The 19,558-nt window shown below is 68.0% G+C and carries 23 protein-coding genes; 11 read left to right on the top strand and 12 right to left on the bottom strand.

What is annotated here, in order from left to right:
* Window positions 1-51: 51 nt before the first annotated feature.
* The 8 genes from CHB86_RS18705 (at window position 52) to CHB86_RS18675 (ending at window position 7,456) form a co-directional block, all read left to right on the top strand.
* Window positions 52-864 (top strand): ABC transporter permease, encoded by an 813-nt coding sequence (locus CHB86_RS18705; RefSeq protein WP_089234624.1) that lies wholly within the window; start codon window positions 52-54, stop codon window positions 862-864.
* A 157-nt stretch (window positions 865-1,021) separates the two neighbouring features.
* Window positions 1,022-1,789: an ABC transporter ATP-binding protein gene (locus CHB86_RS18700; protein WP_089234623.1), complete on the top strand. Its 768-nt coding sequence runs from the start codon at window positions 1,022-1,024 to the stop codon at window positions 1,787-1,789.
* Entirely contained in the window at window positions 1,770-3,014 is a 1,245-nt protein-coding gene (locus tag CHB86_RS18695; protein ID WP_217898338.1) for an agmatinase family protein, read from the top strand. Before CHB86_RS18700 ends, CHB86_RS18695 begins: the two co-directional genes overlap by 20 nt.
* A complete protein-coding gene (locus CHB86_RS18690) occupies window positions 3,004-3,459 on the top strand; it encodes a hypothetical protein (protein ID WP_089234621.1) in 456 nt (151 codons plus the stop codon). The genes CHB86_RS18695 and CHB86_RS18690 overlap by 11 nt, the downstream gene beginning before the upstream one ends.
* Window positions 3,456-3,623 (top strand): hypothetical protein, encoded by a 168-nt coding sequence (locus tag CHB86_RS24735; protein ID WP_176442933.1) that lies wholly within the window; start codon window positions 3,456-3,458, stop codon window positions 3,621-3,623. Before CHB86_RS18690 ends, CHB86_RS24735 begins: the two co-directional genes overlap by 4 nt.
* 218 nt (window positions 3,624-3,841) lie before the next feature.
* Window positions 3,842-5,068: a DUF2254 domain-containing protein gene (locus CHB86_RS18685; protein WP_089234620.1), complete on the top strand. Its 1,227-nt coding sequence runs from the start codon at window positions 3,842-3,844 to the stop codon at window positions 5,066-5,068.
* A 144-nt stretch (window positions 5,069-5,212) separates the two neighbouring features.
* Entirely contained in the window at window positions 5,213-6,139 is a 927-nt protein-coding gene (locus CHB86_RS18680; protein ID WP_089234619.1) for a PRC-barrel domain-containing protein, read from the top strand.
* Window positions 6,140-6,262: 123 nt separating this feature from the next.
* Window positions 6,263-7,456 carry a DUF3500 domain-containing protein gene (locus CHB86_RS18675; protein WP_176442932.1) on the top strand — a complete coding sequence of 398 codons (1,194 nt, stop codon included), beginning with the start codon at window positions 6,263-6,265 and terminating at the stop codon, window positions 7,454-7,456.
* A gap of 126 nt (window positions 7,457-7,582) precedes the next feature.
* Here CHB86_RS18675 and CHB86_RS18670 read toward each other — a convergent pair whose 3' ends face one another.
* Entirely contained in the window at window positions 7,583-8,326 is a 744-nt protein-coding gene (locus CHB86_RS18670) for a gamma-glutamyl-gamma-aminobutyrate hydrolase family protein (protein WP_089234617.1), read from the bottom strand.
* The gene (locus CHB86_RS18665; RefSeq protein ID WP_089234616.1) at window positions 8,326-9,405 is read right to left on the bottom strand and encodes an amidoligase family protein; all 1,080 of its coding nucleotides are present in this window, start codon (window positions 9,403-9,405) and stop codon (window positions 8,326-8,328) included. The genes CHB86_RS18670 and CHB86_RS18665 overlap by 1 nt, the downstream gene beginning before the upstream one ends.
* A gap of 141 nt (window positions 9,406-9,546) precedes the next feature.
* On the opposite strand from CHB86_RS18665, the gene CHB86_RS18660 reads away from it, so the two are divergent.
* Window positions 9,547-10,626, top strand: coding sequence for an AI-2E family transporter (locus tag CHB86_RS18660; RefSeq protein WP_089234615.1), 1,080 nt, complete (start codon window positions 9,547-9,549; stop codon window positions 10,624-10,626).
* 24 nt (window positions 10,627-10,650) lie between these two features.
* On the opposite strand, the gene CHB86_RS18655 is transcribed toward CHB86_RS18660, so the two are convergent.
* The 3 genes from CHB86_RS18655 to CHB86_RS18645 are packed head-to-tail and all read right to left on the bottom strand — an operon-like array spanning window position 10,651 to window position 13,171.
* The gene (locus tag CHB86_RS18655) at window positions 10,651-12,381 is read right to left on the bottom strand and encodes a sensor histidine kinase (RefSeq protein ID WP_089234614.1); all 1,731 of its coding nucleotides are present in this window, start codon (window positions 12,379-12,381) and stop codon (window positions 10,651-10,653) included.
* A 38-nt stretch (window positions 12,382-12,419) separates the two neighbouring features.
* The gene (locus CHB86_RS18650; RefSeq protein ID WP_089234613.1) at window positions 12,420-12,977 is read right to left on the bottom strand and encodes an RNA polymerase sigma factor; all 558 of its coding nucleotides are present in this window, start codon (window positions 12,975-12,977) and stop codon (window positions 12,420-12,422) included.
* Window positions 12,974-13,171, bottom strand: a complete 198-nt coding sequence (locus CHB86_RS18645) for a NepR family anti-sigma factor (protein ID WP_089234612.1) — start codon at window positions 13,169-13,171, stop codon at window positions 12,974-12,976. Before CHB86_RS18645 ends, CHB86_RS18650 begins: the two co-directional genes overlap by 4 nt.
* A 143-nt stretch (window positions 13,172-13,314) precedes the next feature.
* Here CHB86_RS18645 and CHB86_RS18640 point away from each other — a divergent pair, with 143 nt between their 5' ends.
* Window positions 13,315-14,097, top strand: coding sequence for a response regulator (locus CHB86_RS18640; protein WP_089234748.1), 783 nt, complete (start codon window positions 13,315-13,317; stop codon window positions 14,095-14,097).
* A 56-nt stretch (window positions 14,098-14,153) separates the two neighbouring features.
* Here the strand turns inward: CHB86_RS18640 and CHB86_RS18635 are convergent, their stop codons facing one another.
* The 4 genes from CHB86_RS18635 to CHB86_RS18620 form a co-directional block, all read right to left on the bottom strand.
* The gene (locus CHB86_RS18635; protein WP_089234611.1) at window positions 14,154-14,693 is read right to left on the bottom strand and encodes an NADPH-dependent FMN reductase; all 540 of its coding nucleotides are present in this window, start codon (window positions 14,691-14,693) and stop codon (window positions 14,154-14,156) included.
* Window positions 14,694-14,867: 174 nt separating this feature from the next.
* Entirely contained in the window at window positions 14,868-15,365 is a 498-nt protein-coding gene (locus CHB86_RS18630; RefSeq protein WP_089234610.1) for a Dps family protein, read from the bottom strand.
* A 114-nt stretch (window positions 15,366-15,479) separates the two neighbouring features.
* Window positions 15,480-15,650 (bottom strand): DUF1328 domain-containing protein, encoded by a 171-nt coding sequence (locus CHB86_RS18625; RefSeq protein ID WP_089234609.1) that lies wholly within the window; start codon window positions 15,648-15,650, stop codon window positions 15,480-15,482.
* A 124-nt stretch (window positions 15,651-15,774) separates the two neighbouring features.
* On the bottom strand, window positions 15,775-16,275 hold the full coding sequence (locus CHB86_RS18620; protein ID WP_089234608.1) for a lactoylglutathione lyase family protein: 501 nt from the start codon (window positions 16,273-16,275) through the stop codon (window positions 15,775-15,777).
* Window positions 16,276-16,389: 114 nt separating this feature from the next.
* On the opposite strand from CHB86_RS18620, the gene CHB86_RS18615 reads away from it, so the two are divergent.
* Window positions 16,390-17,286, top strand: a complete 897-nt coding sequence (locus CHB86_RS18615) for a LysR family transcriptional regulator (RefSeq protein WP_089234607.1) — start codon at window positions 16,390-16,392, stop codon at window positions 17,284-17,286.
* A 13-nt stretch (window positions 17,287-17,299) separates the two neighbouring features.
* Here CHB86_RS18615 and hslV read toward each other — a convergent pair whose 3' ends face one another.
* From hslV to trxA, 3 genes are all read right to left on the bottom strand, one after another.
* Window positions 17,300-17,857, bottom strand: a complete 558-nt coding sequence (gene hslV / locus CHB86_RS18610) for an ATP-dependent protease subunit HslV (protein WP_089234606.1) — start codon at window positions 17,855-17,857, stop codon at window positions 17,300-17,302.
* Between the two features lie 79 nt (window positions 17,858-17,936).
* Window positions 17,937-19,031 (bottom strand): calcium-binding protein, encoded by a 1,095-nt coding sequence (locus CHB86_RS25245; protein ID WP_176442931.1) that lies wholly within the window; start codon window positions 19,029-19,031, stop codon window positions 17,937-17,939.
* A gap of 190 nt (window positions 19,032-19,221) precedes the next feature.
* Window positions 19,222-19,542 (bottom strand): thioredoxin, encoded by a 321-nt coding sequence (trxA, locus tag CHB86_RS18600; protein WP_089234604.1) that lies wholly within the window; start codon window positions 19,540-19,542, stop codon window positions 19,222-19,224.
* Between the last annotated feature and the right edge of the window lie 16 nt (window positions 19,543-19,558).

Genomic DNA, 19,558 nt, shown 5'->3' with positions numbered 1-19,558 from the left:
GAGGCCAGCGCCCTGCCGCCGTGGCGCGGCAGGGTGTGCCCGGAGCTTGCCATGCGCCTGATCAACCGAAAACCCGGCCCCGTGCTGGCCACCTTCCTCGCGCTGCTGCCGTTCGCGCTGGTGCTGGTGGCCTACGTGATCGCCTCCGACATCCGCCTGGCCGCGAACCCGGCCGACAAGCTGCTGCCCGCACCCTCGACCATCTTCGAGACCGCCCAGCGCCTGTTCACAGAGCCCGACAAGCGCTCGGGGCGGATCCTGCTCTGGCACGACACCGCCATGAGCCTGCAACGGCTTGGCCTCGGGGTGGCGATCGCGGCCACCATCGGGCTCGGCGCGGGGCTGCTGATCGGGCTGTTTCCGCACATGCGGGCAGGGCTCGCGGGGTTCATCGCCGTGGTCTCCATGGTGCCGCCGCTGGCGCTGCTGCCGATCCTCTTCATCGTCTTCGGGCTGGGGGAGCTGTCAAAGGTCGTTCTGATCGTGATCGGCATCACGCCCTTCCTGATACGCGACCTCAGCCAGCGGGTGATCGAGATCCCGCGGGAGCAGATCGTCAAGGCCGAGACGCTCGGCGCCTCCTCGGCCGTGATCGCGCTGCGCGTGGCGCTGCCGCAGGTGCTGCCCCGGCTGATCCAGGCGGTGCGGCTTTCGCTCGGCCCGGCCTGGCTGTTCCTGATCGCGGCCGAGGCCATCGCCTCCGATCTCGGCCTCGGCTACCGCATCTTCCTCGTCCGCCGCTACCTCGCGATGGACGTGATCCTGACTTATGTCATCTGGATCACCTTCCTCGCCTTCGTGATCGACTGGGCGCTGCGGAAGCTGTCGGTCCGGCTGTTCCCGTGGATGGAGGAGGGGCTGTGATGCCGGGATTCGTCATCAACCCGTACAGAGGGCAGCGCCCGGCCAGAGGGGAGGCGCAGAACGCGCCCGCCCTGGGGGGCGGGTCGGGCGCTGCCCGGCGTTGCCGTCGGGCGGGACCTTGCGACGGGACGCATCTCTTCAATGCGGAGGGGTCAGAATGAGCTTCGTCTCCGTCCGCGACGTCTTCCAGTCCTACGGGCGCCGCCCGATCCTCGAACGCGTCAACGTCGAGGTCGACGAGGGCGAGTTCATCTCCATCGTTGGCGCCTCGGGCTGCGGCAAGTCCACTTTCCTGCGGCTCCTGCTGGCGCAGGAAACACCGACCCGCGGCACGATCTCCATCGACGGAAACCCGCCCGCCGTGGAGCCCAACCCCGAGCGCGGCGTGGTGTTCCAGCGCTACTCCGTCTTCCCCCACATGACGATCCGGCAGAACATCATCGCCGGCGAAAGCCTCGGCCAGCCGCTCGGCCGTTTCTTCGGCAAGGCCCGGAAGGAGGCGCGGGACCGCGCCGACACCGTGCTCGCCCGCATCGGGCTTGCGCATGTGGCGGACCAGTACCCGGCGACGCTCTCGGGCGGCATGCAGCAGCGCCTCGCCATCGGGCAGGCGCTCACCGCCAAGCCGCGCATCCTGCTGCTGGACGAGCCCTTCGGCGCGCTCGACCCCGGCACGCGGCTTCAGATGCACGACTTCCTGATGGAGCTGCGCGCCGAGACCAACATGACCGTCTTCATGGTCACCCACGACCTGACCGAGGGCTTCAAGCTCGGCGATCGGGTGCTCGTCTTCGACAAGCCGCGCTGGGACCCGACCGACCCCGAGGCCTTCGGCGCCACCATCACCTACGATTTCGATGCCCGCGACGGCGGCATTCCCTTCCAGAGACTGACGGAGGAAACCCATGTTCCCATCCCCGCGTGACCGTTCGCGGCCCCATCACCCGAGGCAGATGCGCCACGTCGATGCGCGCCATCACCATCCGGACCTGACCAAGTTGCTGGGCTGGAAGGCGATGCAGGCCGAGGCCGAGATCCCCGGCACCCGCTGGGACGAGGAACGCCGCTGGGCGCTGCGCATGGGCCTGACCGGGGCCGACAGCATCGAGGACAAGTCGATCCCGACCTTCGCGCGGGGCGAGCTGCCGCATTACGCCGGCATCAACACCTTCCTCAAGGCGCCCTATGCCGAGGACGTGCTGGAGGTGGCCAATTACGACGCCACCGTGCTCGGCATTCCCTTCGACGGCGGCACCACCTATCGCGCCGGCACCCGCTTCGGCCCGCAGGGCGTGCGCAAGATCTCCGCGCTCTACACGCCCTACAACTACGAGATCGGCGTGGACCTGCGCGAGCAGATGACGCTCTGCGACGCGGGCGACGTCTTTACCATCCCCGCCAATATCGAGAAGAGCTTCGACCAGATCTCCCGCGCCGTCTCCCACGTCTTTTCCAGCGGCTCGCTCCCGATCATGATCGGCGGCGACCATTCCATCGGCTTTCCCTGCGTGCGTGGCATTGCCGAATGCACGTCGAAGAAGATCGGCATCGTCCATTTCGACCGCCATGCCGACATCCAGGAAAAGGATCTCGACGAGCGGATGCACACCACGCCGTGGTTCCACTCCACCAACCTGCCCAACGTGCCCGCAAAGAACCTCGTGCAGGTCGGCATCGGCGGCTGGCAGGTCCCGCGCGAGGCGGTGAAGGTCGCCCGCGAGCGCGAGACCAACATCATCACCATGTCCGACATGGAAAAGATGGGCGTCGACAAGACCGCCGAGATGGCGCTGGAGATGGCCTGGGACGGGGTGGACATGGTCTACATGTCCTTCGACATCGACAGCATCGACTGCGGTTTCGTCCCCGGCACCGGCTGGCCCGAACCGGGCGGCTTCCTGCCGCGCGAGGCGCTGGCGCTGGCCTCCAAGGTCGCGGCCGAGGGGATCTGCGGCATGGAGCTGGTCGAGGTCGCGCCGCCCTACGACACCTCCGAGATCACCGCCCTCATGGGCACCCGCGTGATCGTGGACGTGCTCGGCGCGATGGTCTCCAACGGCACGCTCGGCAAGCACAAGGCGCATATCGACAAGCCGGTCTCGATCCCGCACGGCCAGTTCGAAGGCAAGAGGTGGTCCAATGCCACATGATCACCCGCACCATCATCACCACCATCACGACCACGCGCCCCATGGCGAGGGCCACAACCACGCCCACGGCGACCACCTGCATTCGCACATGCATGCCGAGGACGAGGCGGCGGACCTGCAGGTGCTCGCCACCCAGTTCATCGACGGGTTCGTGAACGCCGCCGACAAGTCCGCCTACCTGCGGCTCGCGGGTGTGCCCTTCGAGAAACCGGGGGTCGGCGGCGCAACGGCGCTGAAGCTGGTCGACGTGGAGCTGAAGACCGAATGGCAGGTGGGCACCGCTTCACCCTCCTTCGGGTCGCGGGAACTGAGCTATCTTCCCTTTCCGGGCTCGATGGTGCAGGACCGTACCAACATGTCGCTCGTCTATGTCTCCATGGACGAGAAAGTGACGACCGATATCAGAGATTTCCTGGCCCTGAGAAAGACGGAGCTTTCACGATGAAGAAACTCGCCATCCTCCCCGCCCTGGTCGCCGCGCTGCCCGCGATGGCCCACGAAGGCGGGCCGATCGCCCATGCCCACCCGCACGGGACCGAGGCCATCGCCGCCGCGGTGATCGCCGCCGCCCTGGCCGCCGGCGCAGTCTGGTGGATGCGCCGCTCCTGACCGGCCCCGGCCGCGGCCGGAATGAACGCGCTTTTCCGGCCGTCGCCCGCGTGGTGGCGGCCGGTTTCTTTTTGCGGTGCCGCCAGAGCGGGCGGTTTCCGGCTTCCAAATCCACGGCACCCCCGACAAGGTGAGTGCAACGCCCACCCGCATTCGCATCCAGCCGGAGGCCCCTGCCGCCATGACCCTCCCCGCCGCCGCAGCGACATCGTCCTGACATGGGGTCGCGCGCCTGGATCCTGACGTTGCTGCGCGACCTGCGGGCGAGCTACTGGTTCCTGCCGCTGGTCCTCGTGGCGCTCTCGCAGGTGCTGGCCTTCAGCCTGCTCTGGCTGGAGCGCACCCAGCCGGAGCTGGCGCTCTCGCTCCTGCCCGCCGTCCTGCGGGACACCCAGCCCGCCGGTGCGCGGGGGCTGCTGTCGCTGATGGCCAGCTCGGTGATCGGCGTCACCGGGGTGATGTTCTCGCTGACCATGGTGGCGGTCTCCTTCGCCTCCGGCAATTTCGGGCCGCGGCTGGTCGGCAACTTCATGCGCGACCGCGGCAATCAATGGTCGCTCGGCATCCTGATCGCCACCTTCGCCTTCTGTCTCCAGTCCCTGCGCGCGGTGAAGGGGCCGGAGGCCGAGATCTTCGTGCCGCATCTGTCGGTCGGGGTGGCCTTCGGGCTGACCATGATCTCGGTTCTGGTGATGATCTACTTCATCCACCACGTGCCGGAGACGATCAACGTCGGCAACATCATCGCCGGGCTCGGTCGCCGGCTGGAAGCGGCGATCCGCAACGAGATCGCCGATCCGGCCGAGCCGGAGAACGTGCCCGACCTGCAAGGCGCGCCCCTGGCGCAACCGAGCCTCGGCACCTCCGGCTACGTCCGGACGCTGGATCTCGACCGGCTCAAGACGCTGCGGGACGACAACGGCTGGATCATCCTGCTGCGGGCCCAGCCCGGGGATTTCGTCACCGCCGCCGCGCCGGTGGTCGAGGTTCACCCCGGCGAGAACAGCACCGCGCCCGACGAGGAGGCCTGCGACGCGATCCGCGCCTGCTTCGCCCTCGGCGACAGCTGCACCGAGGAGCAGAACCCGCTCTTCGTGGCCGACCAGCTCGTCGAAATCGCGGCCCGCGCCCTGTCGCCGGGGGTCAACGATCCCTTCACCGCCCACGATTGCCTCAACCGGATGTACGGCGCGCTCGACGCCGCGCTGACCCACGAGGGCGGGCTCGCCGACGGCGTCTCCGGCCCGCTCGGCCGGCGCTGGCTGGACTTCCCGACGCTGCTGGACCGCAGCTTCGCCGCGGCGCTTCCCTACGTGGCGGACGACCCGATGACCCGGGACCACCTGGGCCAGCTCATCGCCCGCCTGCGCCCGCAAGCCCGCAACGACGACGAGCGGCGCGCGCTTGATGACCTGAGCGAAACGCTGGAGCGCGCCGCCGGCTGACAGCGCGATCCGGAGCGCGCAAACGCCCGCAGGCGTGAATTGTTCCGGTGAAAAAACGATAAATTTCAGGAACCTGGCGCCGCTCTGCGCGGTTCTTTCTCCAATCAGCGGCGCGACGCCGCAGCTCAGGAGAAGGAAACGCTCATGACACGGATGTTCCTCGGTACCGTCTTCGCCACCAGCATCGTTCTGCCGATGGTCGCGACCGCGCAGATGGAAACCGAAGCCCCCAGACCGCAGCCCGGCGCCATGCACACGGAAATGCCCGCCGCCGTGAATGGCGAAGGCGTGCCCATGCACACCGAGTTCCTGGCAGCCCCCTCCGCCCAGTCGCTGGAAGCCTCCGACCTGATCGGCGCCCGCGTCTATGTCGCCGAGGAAGTGCCCGTCGATCAGCCCGTCGTCGACATCGTCGACAATTGGGACGACGTGGGCGAGGTCGGTGACATCCTGATCGCCCGCGACGGCCGCATCGAGGCCGCGCTGGTCGATGTCGGCGGCTTCCTCGGGATCGGTGAAAAGACCGTGGCCGTGGGCATGCCGGGCCTCGACATCGTGGCCGAGAAGGACGGCTCCGGCTGGTTCGTCGTCTTCGCCGGCGACCGCGCCTCGCTGGAGGATGCGCCGGAATACGAGGCGGCCGAGCCGACCCGTGAGGCCATGGCCGACGACATGCCCGCCGAGGACACCGCCCGCGCCGAGCAGCCGCCGGAGCACCTGCCGCAGACCTGGCAGGAGGACGGCGTCTTCGTCGCCCCCGCGCCGGACATGGAAGCCCGGGGCTTCACCCTCGCGGACCGCGCCGCCCTGACTGCCGACCGCCTCACCGGTGCGCCGGTCTATGACGGCAACCATGAGCATGTCGGCGAACTCGGCGAGCTGGTCCTGGCCGAGGATGGCCAGATCGAGACTGGCGTGATCGACGTCGGCGGCTTCCTCGGCATCGGCGAGAAACCCGTCGCCGTGGATTACGAAAGCATGTCCATCGCCACGGACGATCTCGATCGCCTGACCGTCCATGTCGACCTCGGCCGCGAGCAGCTCGAACAGCTCCCCGAATTCGAAGGCTGATCGATCCGCGCCTTGCTGCACACCGGCCCCGCCGACCCCCACCGGAATCCTTCCGGCGGGGGTCGCTGCACATTCCCGCCAACAGGTCTGCTGATGGCAGCCCCCCCGCCACTGGAGAAGCTCTTGAACATCCCCGCCCGCATCATCCGTTCCACCGCCCTTGTCCTCAGCCTCACCGCCCTTGCCGCCCATGCGCAATCCGGCCCGCCCCCCGGTGGCGACGGTGCGCGGCTGAGCGCGGAGCAGGTCGCCGAGGATCCCTTCGTCGGCATCACCACCGACGGCACCGTCGTTCCCGACCTCTATCCGCTCACCGTGACCGGCCTCTCCACCGACGCCGTGCGGGACGCCGCCTCCGCCTTCATCGCGTCGCTGACCGATGAGCAGCGCGACGCGGCGCTCTATGACGTCGATGCGCTGGAATGGCGCCTGTGGAGCAACGTCGACGATTACGACCGCGAGGGCGTCAGCCTCGACGAGATGACGGACGCGCAGAAGTCCGCGGCCTTCGCCATGCTGGACGCCGTCCTGAGCGACCAGGGCATGACCGAAGTGCGCGACGCCATGCAGCTCAACCGCACGCTGGGCGAACTGACCGGCGAGCTCGACCGGTTCAACAAGAACCTCTACTGGTTCACCATGATGGGCACCCCCGACGCGGAAACGCCCTGGGGCTTCCAGATCGACGGGCACCACATTGCCATCAACTTCCTCGTGGTCGGCGACCAGCTCTCGATCACGCCTGCCTTCCTCGGGGCCGAGCCGACCATCGCCCCCGAAGGTACCAGCGACGCCGGCCTGTCGATCCTGCAGACCAAGCAGAACCTCGGCCTCGCCTTTGCCCAGTCGCTGGACGAGGCGCAGCTCGACCAGGCCGTGATCTCCCCCGAGAAGGTGAGCGACGACATGATTGCCGCGGCCTTCTCCGACAACGTGGAGATCCCCTATGCCGGCCTCAATGCCGCCGAGATGACCGAGGAGCAGCGCGAAGACCTGATGGGCGTGATCGCCGCCTATGCCAACGACATGGAGGAAGGCCACGCTGAGGCATGGCTGGACCATATCGCGACCCATCTCGACGAGACCTGGTTCGCCTGGATCGGCGGAACGGCGGACGACGCGGTGTTCTACTACCGCATCCAGAGCCCCGTGGTTCTGATCGAGTTCGACCACCAGACCCACAAGCCGCTTGCGAATGTCGAGGGATACCCGCGCGACGTGCCGGTGCGCACCCATGCGCATTCGATCGTCCGCACGCCGAACGGCAACGACTACGGCAAGGACTGGCTCGCCGAGCACCTTGCGACCCACCACTGATCTGCCTGGTTGCGCGGCCCGCCACCGGGCCGCGCGTTCAGATCAAACGACCCCGGGTGCCGCGTCCCTCCGGGTGCCGCACCTTTCCATCCATTCTTTCGGAAATGTCGAAGTGGGAGCGGCCCCTCAGCCGGGGCTGGCCAGCGCGCTCGCAACCGCGCGGGCCTGATCCTCGCCGCTGCGCCGGCCCTCGGTGCGGGCCCGTGCCGCGGCCACCAGCGCGGCAAAGATCCGGCGCTGCGCCCGGCGATAGAACAGGTGCTCCGGATGCCACTGGACGCCGATCGCCATCGGGTCGGTCACCCGCTCGATCGCCTGCACCATGCCGCCGCCATCGCGGGCGGAAACGCGCATGCCCTCGCCGAGCCGATCCACCGCCTGGCTGTGCAGCGCATTGACCTTCAGGCACTCCTTACCGGCAAGCGCGGCGAGCCAGGTGCCCGGGCGCAGCCGGACCTTCCGGCGCGGCAGGATGGTGCTGTAATGGCGGGACTCCGGGTGGCGGGCAAAGGCGTCGCCCATCAGCGTGCCGCCGGCGGCCACGTTCAGCATCTGCGCCCCGCGGCAGATCCCCAGAACCGGGATGCCGCGCGCCAGCGCCGCCTCGGCCAACCCGCGTTCCAGCCGGTCACGGGCCGGGTCCAGCCGCGCCTCGGCCACCAGCTCGCCGCCGTAGAGCGCGGGGGAGATGTCGTCGCCGCCGCCGATGATCAACCCATCAACATCGTCCAGATCGGCCGGCCGCCCGGTGCCCCAGCGCTCGCCCCGGCCCCCGGTGAGCCACAGGTTCAGCGCCACCAGCGGAAAGATCCGCCAGCCGGAGCGGGCGGAGGTGGTCACGGCGATGCGGGGGCGCGTTGCGCGTCCCATCACGCCCCCGCCGATGCGTCGGGCCCGCCCTCCGGCGCCAGGTCCGCCAGCGGACCCAGGATGCGCGTCACCGAGGCGAACCATTCGCCGCGGTCCGGAACCAGCGGCGCCTCGCGGGTCAGCCACCAGGCATGGCAGAGCGCCGTCAGACGCCGGCTGTCTGCCGCCAGCCGCTCGATCAGCACCCAGCGGTTCCATTCATAGGCCAGCGACCAGCCCGGGCTGCCGATCCGGCAATCGGGCAGGCGATAGTGATAGGCGGGCCGTGCGGTGACGCTGCTGTCCTCCGGCATCCAGCGCGTGAAATCCTCCCGCGCTACGGAGGCCCAGGCGGGCAGCAGGTCGAGCCCGTAGTTCCGGCTGGAGATGTGACGGTGCAGCGCTTCCAGAAGGCCCTGGCGGTCGAGGTCGGGCCACTCGGCCGCGAGGTCGGCGGTCAGGGATGTGGGCCAGGGATCGACGAAGGGCAGCATCCGCCGCCCCGTGTCCAGCGGATCGCGATGCCGCAGCCAGCCCTCGAGCAGCCCATAGGCAAGCGCGATCCGGGCCATGTCCGCGCCTTCCTCGGGATCGGCGAGCTCGATGTTCAGATGCAGGCCGTAGCCGCGCAGCAACCCCGCCTCGGTCCCTTCGGCGCCGGCCTCGTCGAGGCTCCCGATCAGGACGCCGACCTCGGGCAGGGCGGATTGCGGCAGCGGCTCGGTGACGATCTCCACCGGCACGACGGAACGCCCCAGCTCCACACCGGCGCGAGCGAGGGCGCTGTCCTCGCTCGGGCGCCACGCGGTGTCGAGGTAGATCTTCACGTCGCCGTGGCGTCCGCCGGACACCCACCAGTTCCCCGGGCCGAGACGCTCGGGCCTGCCGCCCAGCACATCGGCCACGCAGGCCGCGGCCGCTTCGGGCGACAGCCCGCCGAACTCGATCTCCACGCCGACCCGCCGCCGGTCGGCCGGACCGAGGGACCGGACCTTCGGAACCAGGCAGGAGATGTCGGGCAGGGCCTCGTAACCGCCGGCCGGCAGGGCAGCCTCGGAGGCGTGTGGGGGTGATATCGGGCGCACTTTGTTCGTCTGCATGGGCAGACAACGCCGGCGATGGCGGAAGGTTCCGGCACCGCCCGGCCCTGCATCCCGGCGATATCGCCACCGGGGGGTTGGGACTATGCTGACGCAGGGAACAAACCTGCGTGATCCGCGTTCCCGACCCGGAGGTTCCCAATGACAGAAAACACTGCCCCGCTCCGCGTTCCGCTCGTCCTGCTGGCGGCCTTCGCGGTCGTTGCGGCGCTGAAGCTGGCGACGGGGCTCTTCGCTCCCATCGTCTTCGCTCTCGTGGTGGGCGTCGTGCTCGCCCCGATCACGGACAGGCTCGCCAGGCTCGGCCTGCCCGCAACCGTCTGCGCGCTGGGAGGATTGCTGATGGCGATCATCCTCGCGCTGCTCTTCGTGCTGTTCCTGCAGCCCCATGTGATGGAACTGGTGCGCCGCTGGCCGATCCTCTGGGCCGAGGCGCAGAGCGTCATCGCCGACGTGCAGCGGATCCTCAACGGGATCGAGGAGGTGGCCGACAACGTCGCCAAGGCGCTGGACGGCGACGAGGGCGGCGAGAAAGCCGACGCCGGGGGCGCCTCTGCCGCCGTCCCGAACGTCGCCACCGCGATCAGCTACGCCCCGGCGCTGGCCGGCCAGGCGCTGATCTTCATCGGGACGCTGTTCTTCTTCCTGCTGTCGCGCGGCGAGGTCTACGCCCTGCTGGCCAGCGTCGCGCCGCGCCTCAGCGTGCGCCGGCTCTTTACCGCCGAACGGGTCGTGTCGCGCTACTTCCTGACCATCACGGCGATCAACGGCGCCCTCGGCCTCGCGGTGACCGCCGCGCTCATGGTCATCGGAATGCCCAACCCGATCCTCTGGGGCGTCCTCGCCTTCGTGGTCAACTTCGTGCCCTACCTCGGGCCCGCGCTCTTCGCGACCACGCTGGCCATCGCCGGTATCCTGGTGTTCGACGGGGTCTACGGCATCGTCCCGGCCGCCTGTTATCTCGTGCTGAACATGACCGAAGGCCAGTTCGTCACGCCGGCGCTGGTGGGGCGGAGCATGTCGATCAATCCGCTGCTCGTCTTCGTCACGCTCACCGCGTGGCTGTGGCTCTGGGGTCCGATCGGCGGCATCGTGGCGCTGCCGATCCTGCTCTGGGTGTTGTCGCTGACCGGCTGGCGCGTCGGCTGGGGCCCGGAGGAGATGCCGCCGCTGGCCGCCCGCTCGCCGCACAAGACCGCAGCGATGGCCGGCGACGAGTGATCCGACCGGCAGACGCCGCCAATCTCAGGCGGCGTCGCCATCCGGGTCGAAGGAGGCGGCCGTGAAGGTGACCCGGAGCGAATAGACGTCCTGCGCATCCTCCACCTCGGGCTCGCCGCCCAACTGGCGGGAGAACGCGGTGATCAGCTGGTTGCCGAGGCCCGTTCCCGCGATCTCCGGCTCCTCGTCCCCATCCGGGGCCTCCGGCGATTGCGAGCTCTGCACGTAAAGCTGCACCTGATCCTCTGACCGGTCCTCCAGCCCAACCCGCAGCCAGGTGTCGCCCGTGGAATCCGGCCCGAGATACTTCAGCGCATTGGTCACGGCTTCCACCACCAGCAGCGCCGCCGGCACCGCCTGGTCGGGATAGAGCACCACCGGATCGAGCCGCAGCTCCACCCGCGGACGGCTCTTGCCGGGCTGGGCCAGATCGGTGAGCGGGGCCACCACGTCGCGCAGCAGCTCGTCCGCGCGCACCTGGCCGAGGTTCTCCGCCTGGTACAGCCGGCGGTGCACCGTCGCCATGCTGCTCACCCGCCGGTTCACGCTCTCCAGCGCGGCGCGGGTCGGCTTGCTGGTCGTGCGCCGCGCCTGCATGTTCACGATGGAGGAGATGAGCTGGAGGTTGTTCTTCACCCGGTGGTGGACCTCCTTCAGCAGCACGTCCTTGTCGTGCATCGTGTCCAGAAGCTCCGCCTCGTCGCGGATCAGGCGGGCCGCCATCAGCACGAACTCCTCCTCGATCGCCTGAAGCTCGTTGGGAAGCCGCCCCTCGGGCAGCGCCGCCGGCAGGGCCCGGTCGCGGCCGAACCGGCGCATCTGGTCCGCGATCACCCGGACATGGCGCACCAGCAGCCATTCGACGGCCATGATGACCAGCACCAGGCTCGCGGCCCACATCAAGATGGGAAAGAGCGCCGGCGACCAGAGGAACCGCATCGCGGTGTCGGACGGCACCCCGTGCTCCGGCTGCCAGGCGCCCACGGCATAGACCGTCCCCTCCACGATCGGCACCACCGAATAGATCCGCTCCTGCCCGAGCCCGTTCCGCGCCGAGAAGCGGTCTGCCCCGCCGACGAGGGCCTCTGCCGCCCGGTCGGCGGGCAGGCGGTCGGCGGCCGTCCCGATGGAGCCGGAGGCCGTCAGCACCTCGCCAGTGCGGTTGATCGTGAACAGGTCCATCGCCCGCCCGCCGATGATCTCGGCATAGGGGGAGTCGAGGTCGTTGTGCGGAATCGAGATCGCGACGAAGCCCTCGTAGGCGCCATCCTCGCCATGAACCGGCAGGCTCACGACCAGCACCGCCTCGCCGGAAAGCCGGCCCACCTGGTCGAGCGTCACGGCGCGCTCGCGGATATCGACGATTTCCTTGAAGGTGCCGAAATCGGAGATGTCCGCGACCTCTCCGACCGACGAACAACTCACGATCCCGGAGCGTGGCACGAAGCCGGCAAAGCTGAACCGGCCACGCGCCTCCTCGAGAAAGGTCGAGAACACCCGTTCGCAGCGCTCCGGATCGTTGCCGAGTTCGGGCAGGGAGGCGGCGAGGCCGTTGGCGGCGCCGAAGGCGGCCTCGATTCTCTCCCGCTCCTGCGAGGCGACCTGCGCGGTGAACGAGATCAGCGTGAGCGAGTTCACCTCGCCCAGCTCCCGTTCCAGCCGCCATGTCTGCGAGACCGCGATCATGCCCAACGGCAGGAGCGCGACGGAGAGCAGCATGGCGAGGCGGACCGACAGGCTCCGCCAGAATGGCATGTCTTCCCGGCCCGGCAGTCGGGACCGAAACGCCCCGATCACCCGATCATTCCGCCATTGGCCGCCACCACGGCCCGCGTCGCATTGTCGGTCAGCTCCATCGGCTCGTTCTCGGAAATCTGCATCGCCACGGCGAGCGCCTCGCGGCCACGGTTCAGCCGGCTCTTCACCGTGCCCACCTTGACCCCGCACATCTCGGCGGCTTCCTCGTAGGAATATTGCAGCGCCCCAACGAGAGTCAGAACCTCGCGCTGTTCCGGCGGGAGCGTGTCGAATGCCTTCAGGAAGTCTGCATATTGCAGGCGGCCGTCGTGGGCGGGCTTCTCCGCCAGCTTGCCGGTCAGCACGCCGTCCACGTCCTCGGACTCGCGGGCAGCCTTGCGGCGCGACGAATAGAAGGTGTTGCGCAGGATCGTGAACAGCCAGGCCCGCATGTTGGAGCCTTCCTCGAAGCTTTCCATGTTGGACCACGCCTTCAGCACCGTGTCCTGAACCAGGTCGTCGGCAGCGGCGGAGTTCCGGGTGAGGCTCATCGCGAATGCGCGAAGAACCTTCATGTGGCCGACAAGCTCGGCCTTCGCGTCCTGACGATTCAAGATGTGGCTCCATCCTTGTCGGCGGCCAGGCCGCCGGACTCGCTGGATGCCGCAGGCTGCGGAACCTCCACCTCGTCCAACCGGTTAAGTAGAGTCAGAAGGGTATCCGGCAAGTCCGCCCGGGCATCTTCCTCGAAGATGCGTCGCAGGTTGTCGTCGATCTGTGTCTGCAGGTTCTTGTCTACGGGACTCATTGCCGGGCCTTACCTCTGCGCCATATTTTTTTACCGTGAATCATCCAGATTTCTCGGAACAAACGCGCGACCCCGGCGTTTGTTCCGAGAAAAACGACCGGATTGGAGAAAAAATAGTGACCGATCTTCCGCGCCCGACCACCATGTCCGAACTGATCGGACCGCACCTGCCGTTCCTGCGGCGCTACGCGCGCGCCCTGACCGGCAACCAGGACAGCGGAGACCGCCATGCCGCCGCGACGCTGGAGGCGATCCTCGTCGACCCGACGTGTTTCGATCAGTCCATCGGCGGCAAGGCCGGCCTCTTCAAGGTGTTCCACTCGATCTGGTCCAGCGCCGGCGCGCCGGTGCCGGAAGCCTCCGACGGGCTCAGGGGCCGCGCCATGGCGCATATGGCCAAGCTCACACCCAACACCCGCGAGGCGCTGCTTCTTCACACCGTCGAGGGGTTCAGCCTCGACGATGTCGGCGCCATCATGGGGCTCAGCGGCGACGAGGCGCAGGCGCTGGTGGACCTCGCCCGCAAGGAGATGCAGCAATCGGTGCAGGGCCGGGTCCTGATCATCGAGGACGAGGCGATCATCGCCATGGACCTCGAAGGCATCGTCACCATGATGGGCCACGAAGTCACCGGCATCGCCCGCACCCGCGACGCGGCGGTGAAGATGGCGCTGGAGCACAAGCCGGACCTGATCCTCACCGACATCCAGCTCGCCGACAATTCCAGCGGCATCGACGCGATCAACCAGATCCTGCCCGATCACGACGCGCCGGTGATCTTCATCACCGCCTTCCCCGAGCGTCTGCTGACCGGCGAACGTCCGGAGCCGGCGTTCCTGATCGCCAAGCCCTACGAGCCCGATCAAGTGATCAGTGCGGTCAGCCAGGCGATGTTCTTCGCCTCGACCGAAACCCTCAAGGCCTGACACGACAAAGCGCGCCGGCACCCCGCCGGCGCGCTTTTGCCTGCCCGCCCGGCGGATCAGATCGCCGCGACGAACCCCTCGACAAAGCTCGCCAGCCGCTCCTGCGTATCCGCGTCCTTCAGCTCGCCGGTCTCGTCGAACTTTTCCCGCGCCTTCCCGACCATCAGCCGCCCCTCGTACCAGGGCCGCGTGCCCAGGGTGCGCAGCACCGGCCACCAGGCGTCCTGGGCCAGAACCGTGCCGAAGGCCATGGGCGAGGCGCCAATCACCGCGACGGGCTTGCCCTTGAACGCATCCGCCCCCTTGCCGCTGGCCATCCAGTCGATGGCGTTCTTGAACACGCCCGGAATCCCGTTGTTGTATTCCGGCGTCGAGAGCAGCAGTCCGTCCGCCGCCTCGAGCTGCGCCCGCAGCCGCGCCACGGCCTCCGGCGTGCCGTTGGCCGCCTCGTCGTCCCCGTTGTAGAGCGGCACGCCCTCGATGGAGCCGAATTCGAGCGTCGCGCCCTCCGGCATCATGCCGGCGGCCGCGCGCAGCAGGCCGGTGTTGAACGAAGCCTTCCGCAGGCTTCCCGAAATCCCGAGTATCGTCGTCATGTGGTCACTCCTGCTGGTTTCGCCCCGGTCACGGGCCATCGGGCCCGGGCAGGCGCGAGAGGTCAAGTAGCCTGCCGCCCGGCGCGGTCCAGCCGCGCGCCCCCAACCCAAGAAAAAGCCCCCGCCGGGTGAGGGCGGGGGAGGCAGGGACAGGGCAGGCACCCTGAAGTTCGATTACGAGGCAGCAATCGAACGCAGCATCCATGCGGACTTCTCGTGGAAGGCGGCACGGGCAATCGCGAGGTCGCCGGTCACCGGGTCGTTGTTCGACTCCGCCAGCTCGACGAGGGCGCGCAGACGACGCGCGACGCGCTCGTGGTCAGAGGCAAGGTCCTTGGCCATGTCGCCGGCCGAGGGTTTGCCCTTCACGTCCTTGATGACCGAGGTGCCGATGATCTCGCTGATCGTCATCGGCGCCAGGTGACCCAAGGCACGGATCCGCTCGGCCAGCTCGTCGGTGGCGGCGAACAGCTCACCGTACTGGCCCTCAGTCAGGTTGTGCAGCGCGTAGAACAGCGGGCCTTCGACGTTCCAGTGATAGGCGTGTGTCTTCAGCACCAGCGCATAGGTATCCGACAGCACGTCGGCCAGGCCTTCGGCGATCTTGTCGGAATGGCGCACGCCGCTTTTGACGTCGGTGGCGGCGGGTTTGATGTCGAGAACTTCGGACATATCGGGTCTCCTTTCGGAAATGGGGAAAAGTCGTGTCTGCGGGCAGCAGGACGCCGTCCGACCGGTGGGCCGGTCGGCGTCCTGCGCCTCGAATGTGGCTTATGCGGCGGTGCGTTACGGCGTCTTGCCGCGCATCAGGCGCATCGCCATGGCGATGACGAAAAGCACCAGGAAGACAACGAACAGGATCTGCGCGATCCCGGCCGAGGCACTGGCGATGCCGCCAAAGCCGAAGAGGGCTGCGATCAGCGCGATCACGAGAAAGGTCAGGGCCCATCCAAGCATGGCATCTCTCCTTCGGTCGGTTGCGGTGTCCCTTGCGGGCTCTGTGCAATCAACGGAAACGGCCGCGAAAGGTTCCCCGGAGGTCCAGGGAATCTTCGCGGCCGGAGATCACGCGGGCGTCAGGTCAGGAATAGGCGCCGGCGGAATAGGTCAGCTCGTAGCTGTGGCTGTAGATCTCGAAGATGATCCCGAACGGGTCCTCGACATAGACCATGCGATAGGGCTTCTCGTCCGGGAAATACTCCCGCACCGGCATCCGCTGCTTGCCGCCCGCGGCGACGACCTTGGCCAGAAGCCCCTCGAGGTCCGGGTCCTGCACCGCGAAGTGGAAGGTGCCGTGGCGGCGGAAGTCGAAGTTCTCCTCCGGCGCGCGGTTGCCGTCGAACTCGAACAGCTCGAAGCCGATCCCCTCGGCGGTCGACAGGTGCGCGATGCGCAGGCTGTTCCAGCCCGGCCCGAACACGCCGGTGCACATCTGCCCGATCGCGCTGTCGTCTTCCACGATCTCGCTCGGCTGCATGATGACGTAGAAGCCGAAGACCTCGGAATAGAACTTCACGGCGGCGTCGAGATCGGGAACCGACAGGCCGATATGGGAAAAGCTGCGGGGGGCGGGGGTTTTCATTTCGTGTCCTTTCATCTGTTGCGTGCCACACGGGCTCGTCCAACAGGTAGACAGCGCAGCGCGTTTCGTGAAATTATCATTCAGACTAATAATCATAACGCGGTGTAATCCATCGTGCTCAACGCAACCTGGCTCGAAACCTTCACCGTGCTCTGCGAGACCCGGCATTTCACCCGCGCCGCGCAGCGGCTGAACATGACCCAGCCGGGCGTTTCGCAGCACCTGCGCAAGCTGGAAGGCCAGATCGGCCGCGCGCTGGTCGACAAGGAGGGCAAGAGCTTCGCCCTGACGCCGGCGGGCGAGGCGGTCTTTGCGATGGGGCAGGCGCGGCGGGCGGAGGAACGGCGCCTGCGGGAGTTGGTCGAGACCGACGATCCCGATGTCGGCGCCGCCCATATCGCCTGTTCGGGCAGCTTCGCCACGCTGCTCTACCCGCACCTGCTCCGGCTGATGCACGATGCGCCCGGGCTGCAGGTCCATCTCGAGGCCGCGCCACGCAGGAGCGTGCTCGCCGGGGTGCTGGAGGACCGGTTCGATCTCGGCATCCTCGGCGAAGACCCGCGCCACCCCCGGCTCGAGGCCCGCCAGATCGGCACCGAGGAGCTTTGCCTCGTGCTCCCCGCCGAGGCCGCCGCCGAGCCCGTCACCTTCGACGGCCTGCAGGCGCGCGGCTTCATCGCGCATCCCGACGGCTACGCCTATGCGGACGATCTGTTCGCGCTGAATTTCGAGGATGCGTTCTCCGGCGCGGATCGCCTGCGGCTGCGCGGCTTCGTCAACCAGATCGGCCAGATCCCCGCCGCCGTGGCCGCGGGGATCGGTTACACGCTGCTGCCACGCAGCGGCGTCGATGCCTATTCGGGGCGCGACAGGCTCTGGCTCGCCGCGCTGCCCCGGCGGCGGTACCACGCGCTCTGGCTCGTCCATCGCAAGGGGCGGCGGCTGAACGCGCGTCTGTCGCGGCTGGCGCAGGTCATCGGCGCGGTCGCGGACACGCTCTCGCCGGGTTGACCCGCCCGCCGGCTCAGCCCGCGATCTTCTCCACCGTCAGGTTGCCGTTGGTATAGACGCAGATGTCCGCTGCGATCGCCATCGCCTTGCGCGCGATCTCCTCGGCGGGCAGGTCGGTGTCGATCATCGCCCGCGCCGCGGCCAGCGCGTAATTGCCGCCCGAGCCGATGGCGGCGATCCCGTGTTCCGGCTCCAGCACGTCGCCCGCGCCGGTGATCACCAGCAACTCGGTGCCGTCGGTGACGATCAGCATCGCCTCCAGCTTCTGCAGGTACTTGTCGGTCCGCCAGTCCTTGGCCAGCTCAACCGCCGCGCGCGCCAGCTGCCCCGGCGTCGCCTCCAGCTTCTTCTCCAGCCGTTCCAGCAGGGTGAAGGCATCCGCGGTCGATCCGGCAAAGCCGCAGACCACGTCCTTGCCGCCGGGCGACAGCCGCCGCACCTTGCGGGCGGTGCCCTTGATCACCGTCTGGCCCAGGCTCACCTGCCCGTCGCCCGCCACGACAACCTCGCCGCCCTTGCGCACGCCTATGATCGTTGTCCCGTGCCAGCCGGGAAATTCGCTGTCGGCCATATCCGTCTCCGTCTCTGTCCCGGCCTATATGGCCCCCACCCGCCCCGGCGACAACCGGGCAGCAACGCGGGCCGGGCCCCTAGTAGAGGATCGTCGCCGCAACCGCATCTGCCTCGGCCCCGAGCACCACGATGGTATTCGTCGCCCAGTGGATCAATGTATCGTCCCCGGATTGCACGATGTCGACGTCGGAGCGGGCCACATCGAGATCGATCCAGTCGGTCTCGGTCCAGTCGACGATGGTGTCGGTGCTGCCATCGTCTTCGGCCTGACGGAAATGGAACGTGTCCCGCCCGTCACCGCCGGTCAGCCGATCATCGCCGCTGCCGCCGTAGATGTCATCGTAGCCGATCCCGCCAAAGATCGTGTCATCTCCGGCCTCGCCATAGAGATCCGTACCGCCCCGTTTCGCCTTCGGGCGTGTGAAGTCCCGGCCGTGGATCTCGTCGTCGCCCGCGCCGCCGAAAGCGTCCGCCGCTTCCAGCAACAGGTCGTTCCCGACATTCCCAAAGAGCTGATCGGCCCCGGAGCCGCCGTCGAGCCGGTCGTTGCCCTTGCCGCCCTTGAGGTAATCCCGACCCGAGCCTCCCTTCAGCGTATCGTTGCCGGCACCGCCAAACAGCCGGTCGTCCCCATTGCCACCCACGAGGACATCGCGCCCCGCGTTGCCATGCAGGACGTCCTTTCCGGCCTTCCCTGTCAGCGTGTCATGCCCGAGGCCGCCGCGAAGCCGGTCATCCAGCGATCCACCGACGATCACATCGTCGCCCGAAAAGAACGCGGCCACGTGGTCGTAGAGGGCGTCGGACAGCAGGGAAAGCCAGGCCGCATTCGCATCGGCTTTGACACCGGTGAGGCTGGCGATCGTCACGCCGTCGTAGCTCACCCGGTAGCTTTCCACCGTCCCGCTAACCGTGCCGAGATTGCCGTAGCTGAAGCGCCCGGTCATCTCGACGGTGAACGTGGTCTCCCGGCCGGTCATGTCCGTCGAGTCGCGCGGATAGTTCGGTTCCACGAACGGCGCATCCTCCGTCCGCGCCACGATCCGCGACCGGGAGGCGCTCTCCGCGCCCGCCACCGAGAACAGGTCGAACGACGCCAGCTCCACCTGCTCGGGCTCGAAATACGATCCGAGAAAATCCAGCCCGGATTCCAGAATCCTGAACGTCGCCATTGCGCGCCTTTCCTTGAACATGCCCCGCACCGATACCCTTAGCGGTCACGTCGGCGGTCAGGAAGCGGCATCTCCCGGCGACAGCCGGGCACGAAAAAGGGCGCCTAAGCGCCCCGTTCCGTTCCGGTCGTTTTCGCGGCCCGACGCGTGGTCGTTTTCCGCGGTCAGAACGACCGGAAGTCCGACCGGATCAGATCGACTCGTCGATCCAGGCCTTCAGCGCGGCCTTCGGCGCGGCGCCGATCTTGTTGGACACCACCTGGCCGTCCTTGAACAGGAACAGCGCCGGGATCCCGCGCACGCCCATCTGGGCCGGCGAGTTCGGGTTCTCGTCCACGTTGACCTTGGCGATCTTGATCTTGCCTTCGTATTCCTCGGCGAGCTCTTCAAGAGCCGGGCCGATCTGCTTGCAGGGGCCGCACCATTCGGCCCAGAAATCCACCACGACGGGGATATCGGAGTTCTTCACATCAGCGTCGAAGCTGTCGTCTGTCACGGGGACGGTTGCCATTTGAGGTCTCCTTGGC

Source organism: Tropicimonas sediminicola (assembly GCF_900188335.1).
GTDB lineage: Bacteria > Pseudomonadota > Alphaproteobacteria > Rhodobacterales > Rhodobacteraceae > Tropicimonas > Tropicimonas sediminicola.
The sequence above is the reverse complement of the archived record's forward strand: the minus strand, read 5'-3'. Positions and strand labels throughout refer to the sequence as shown.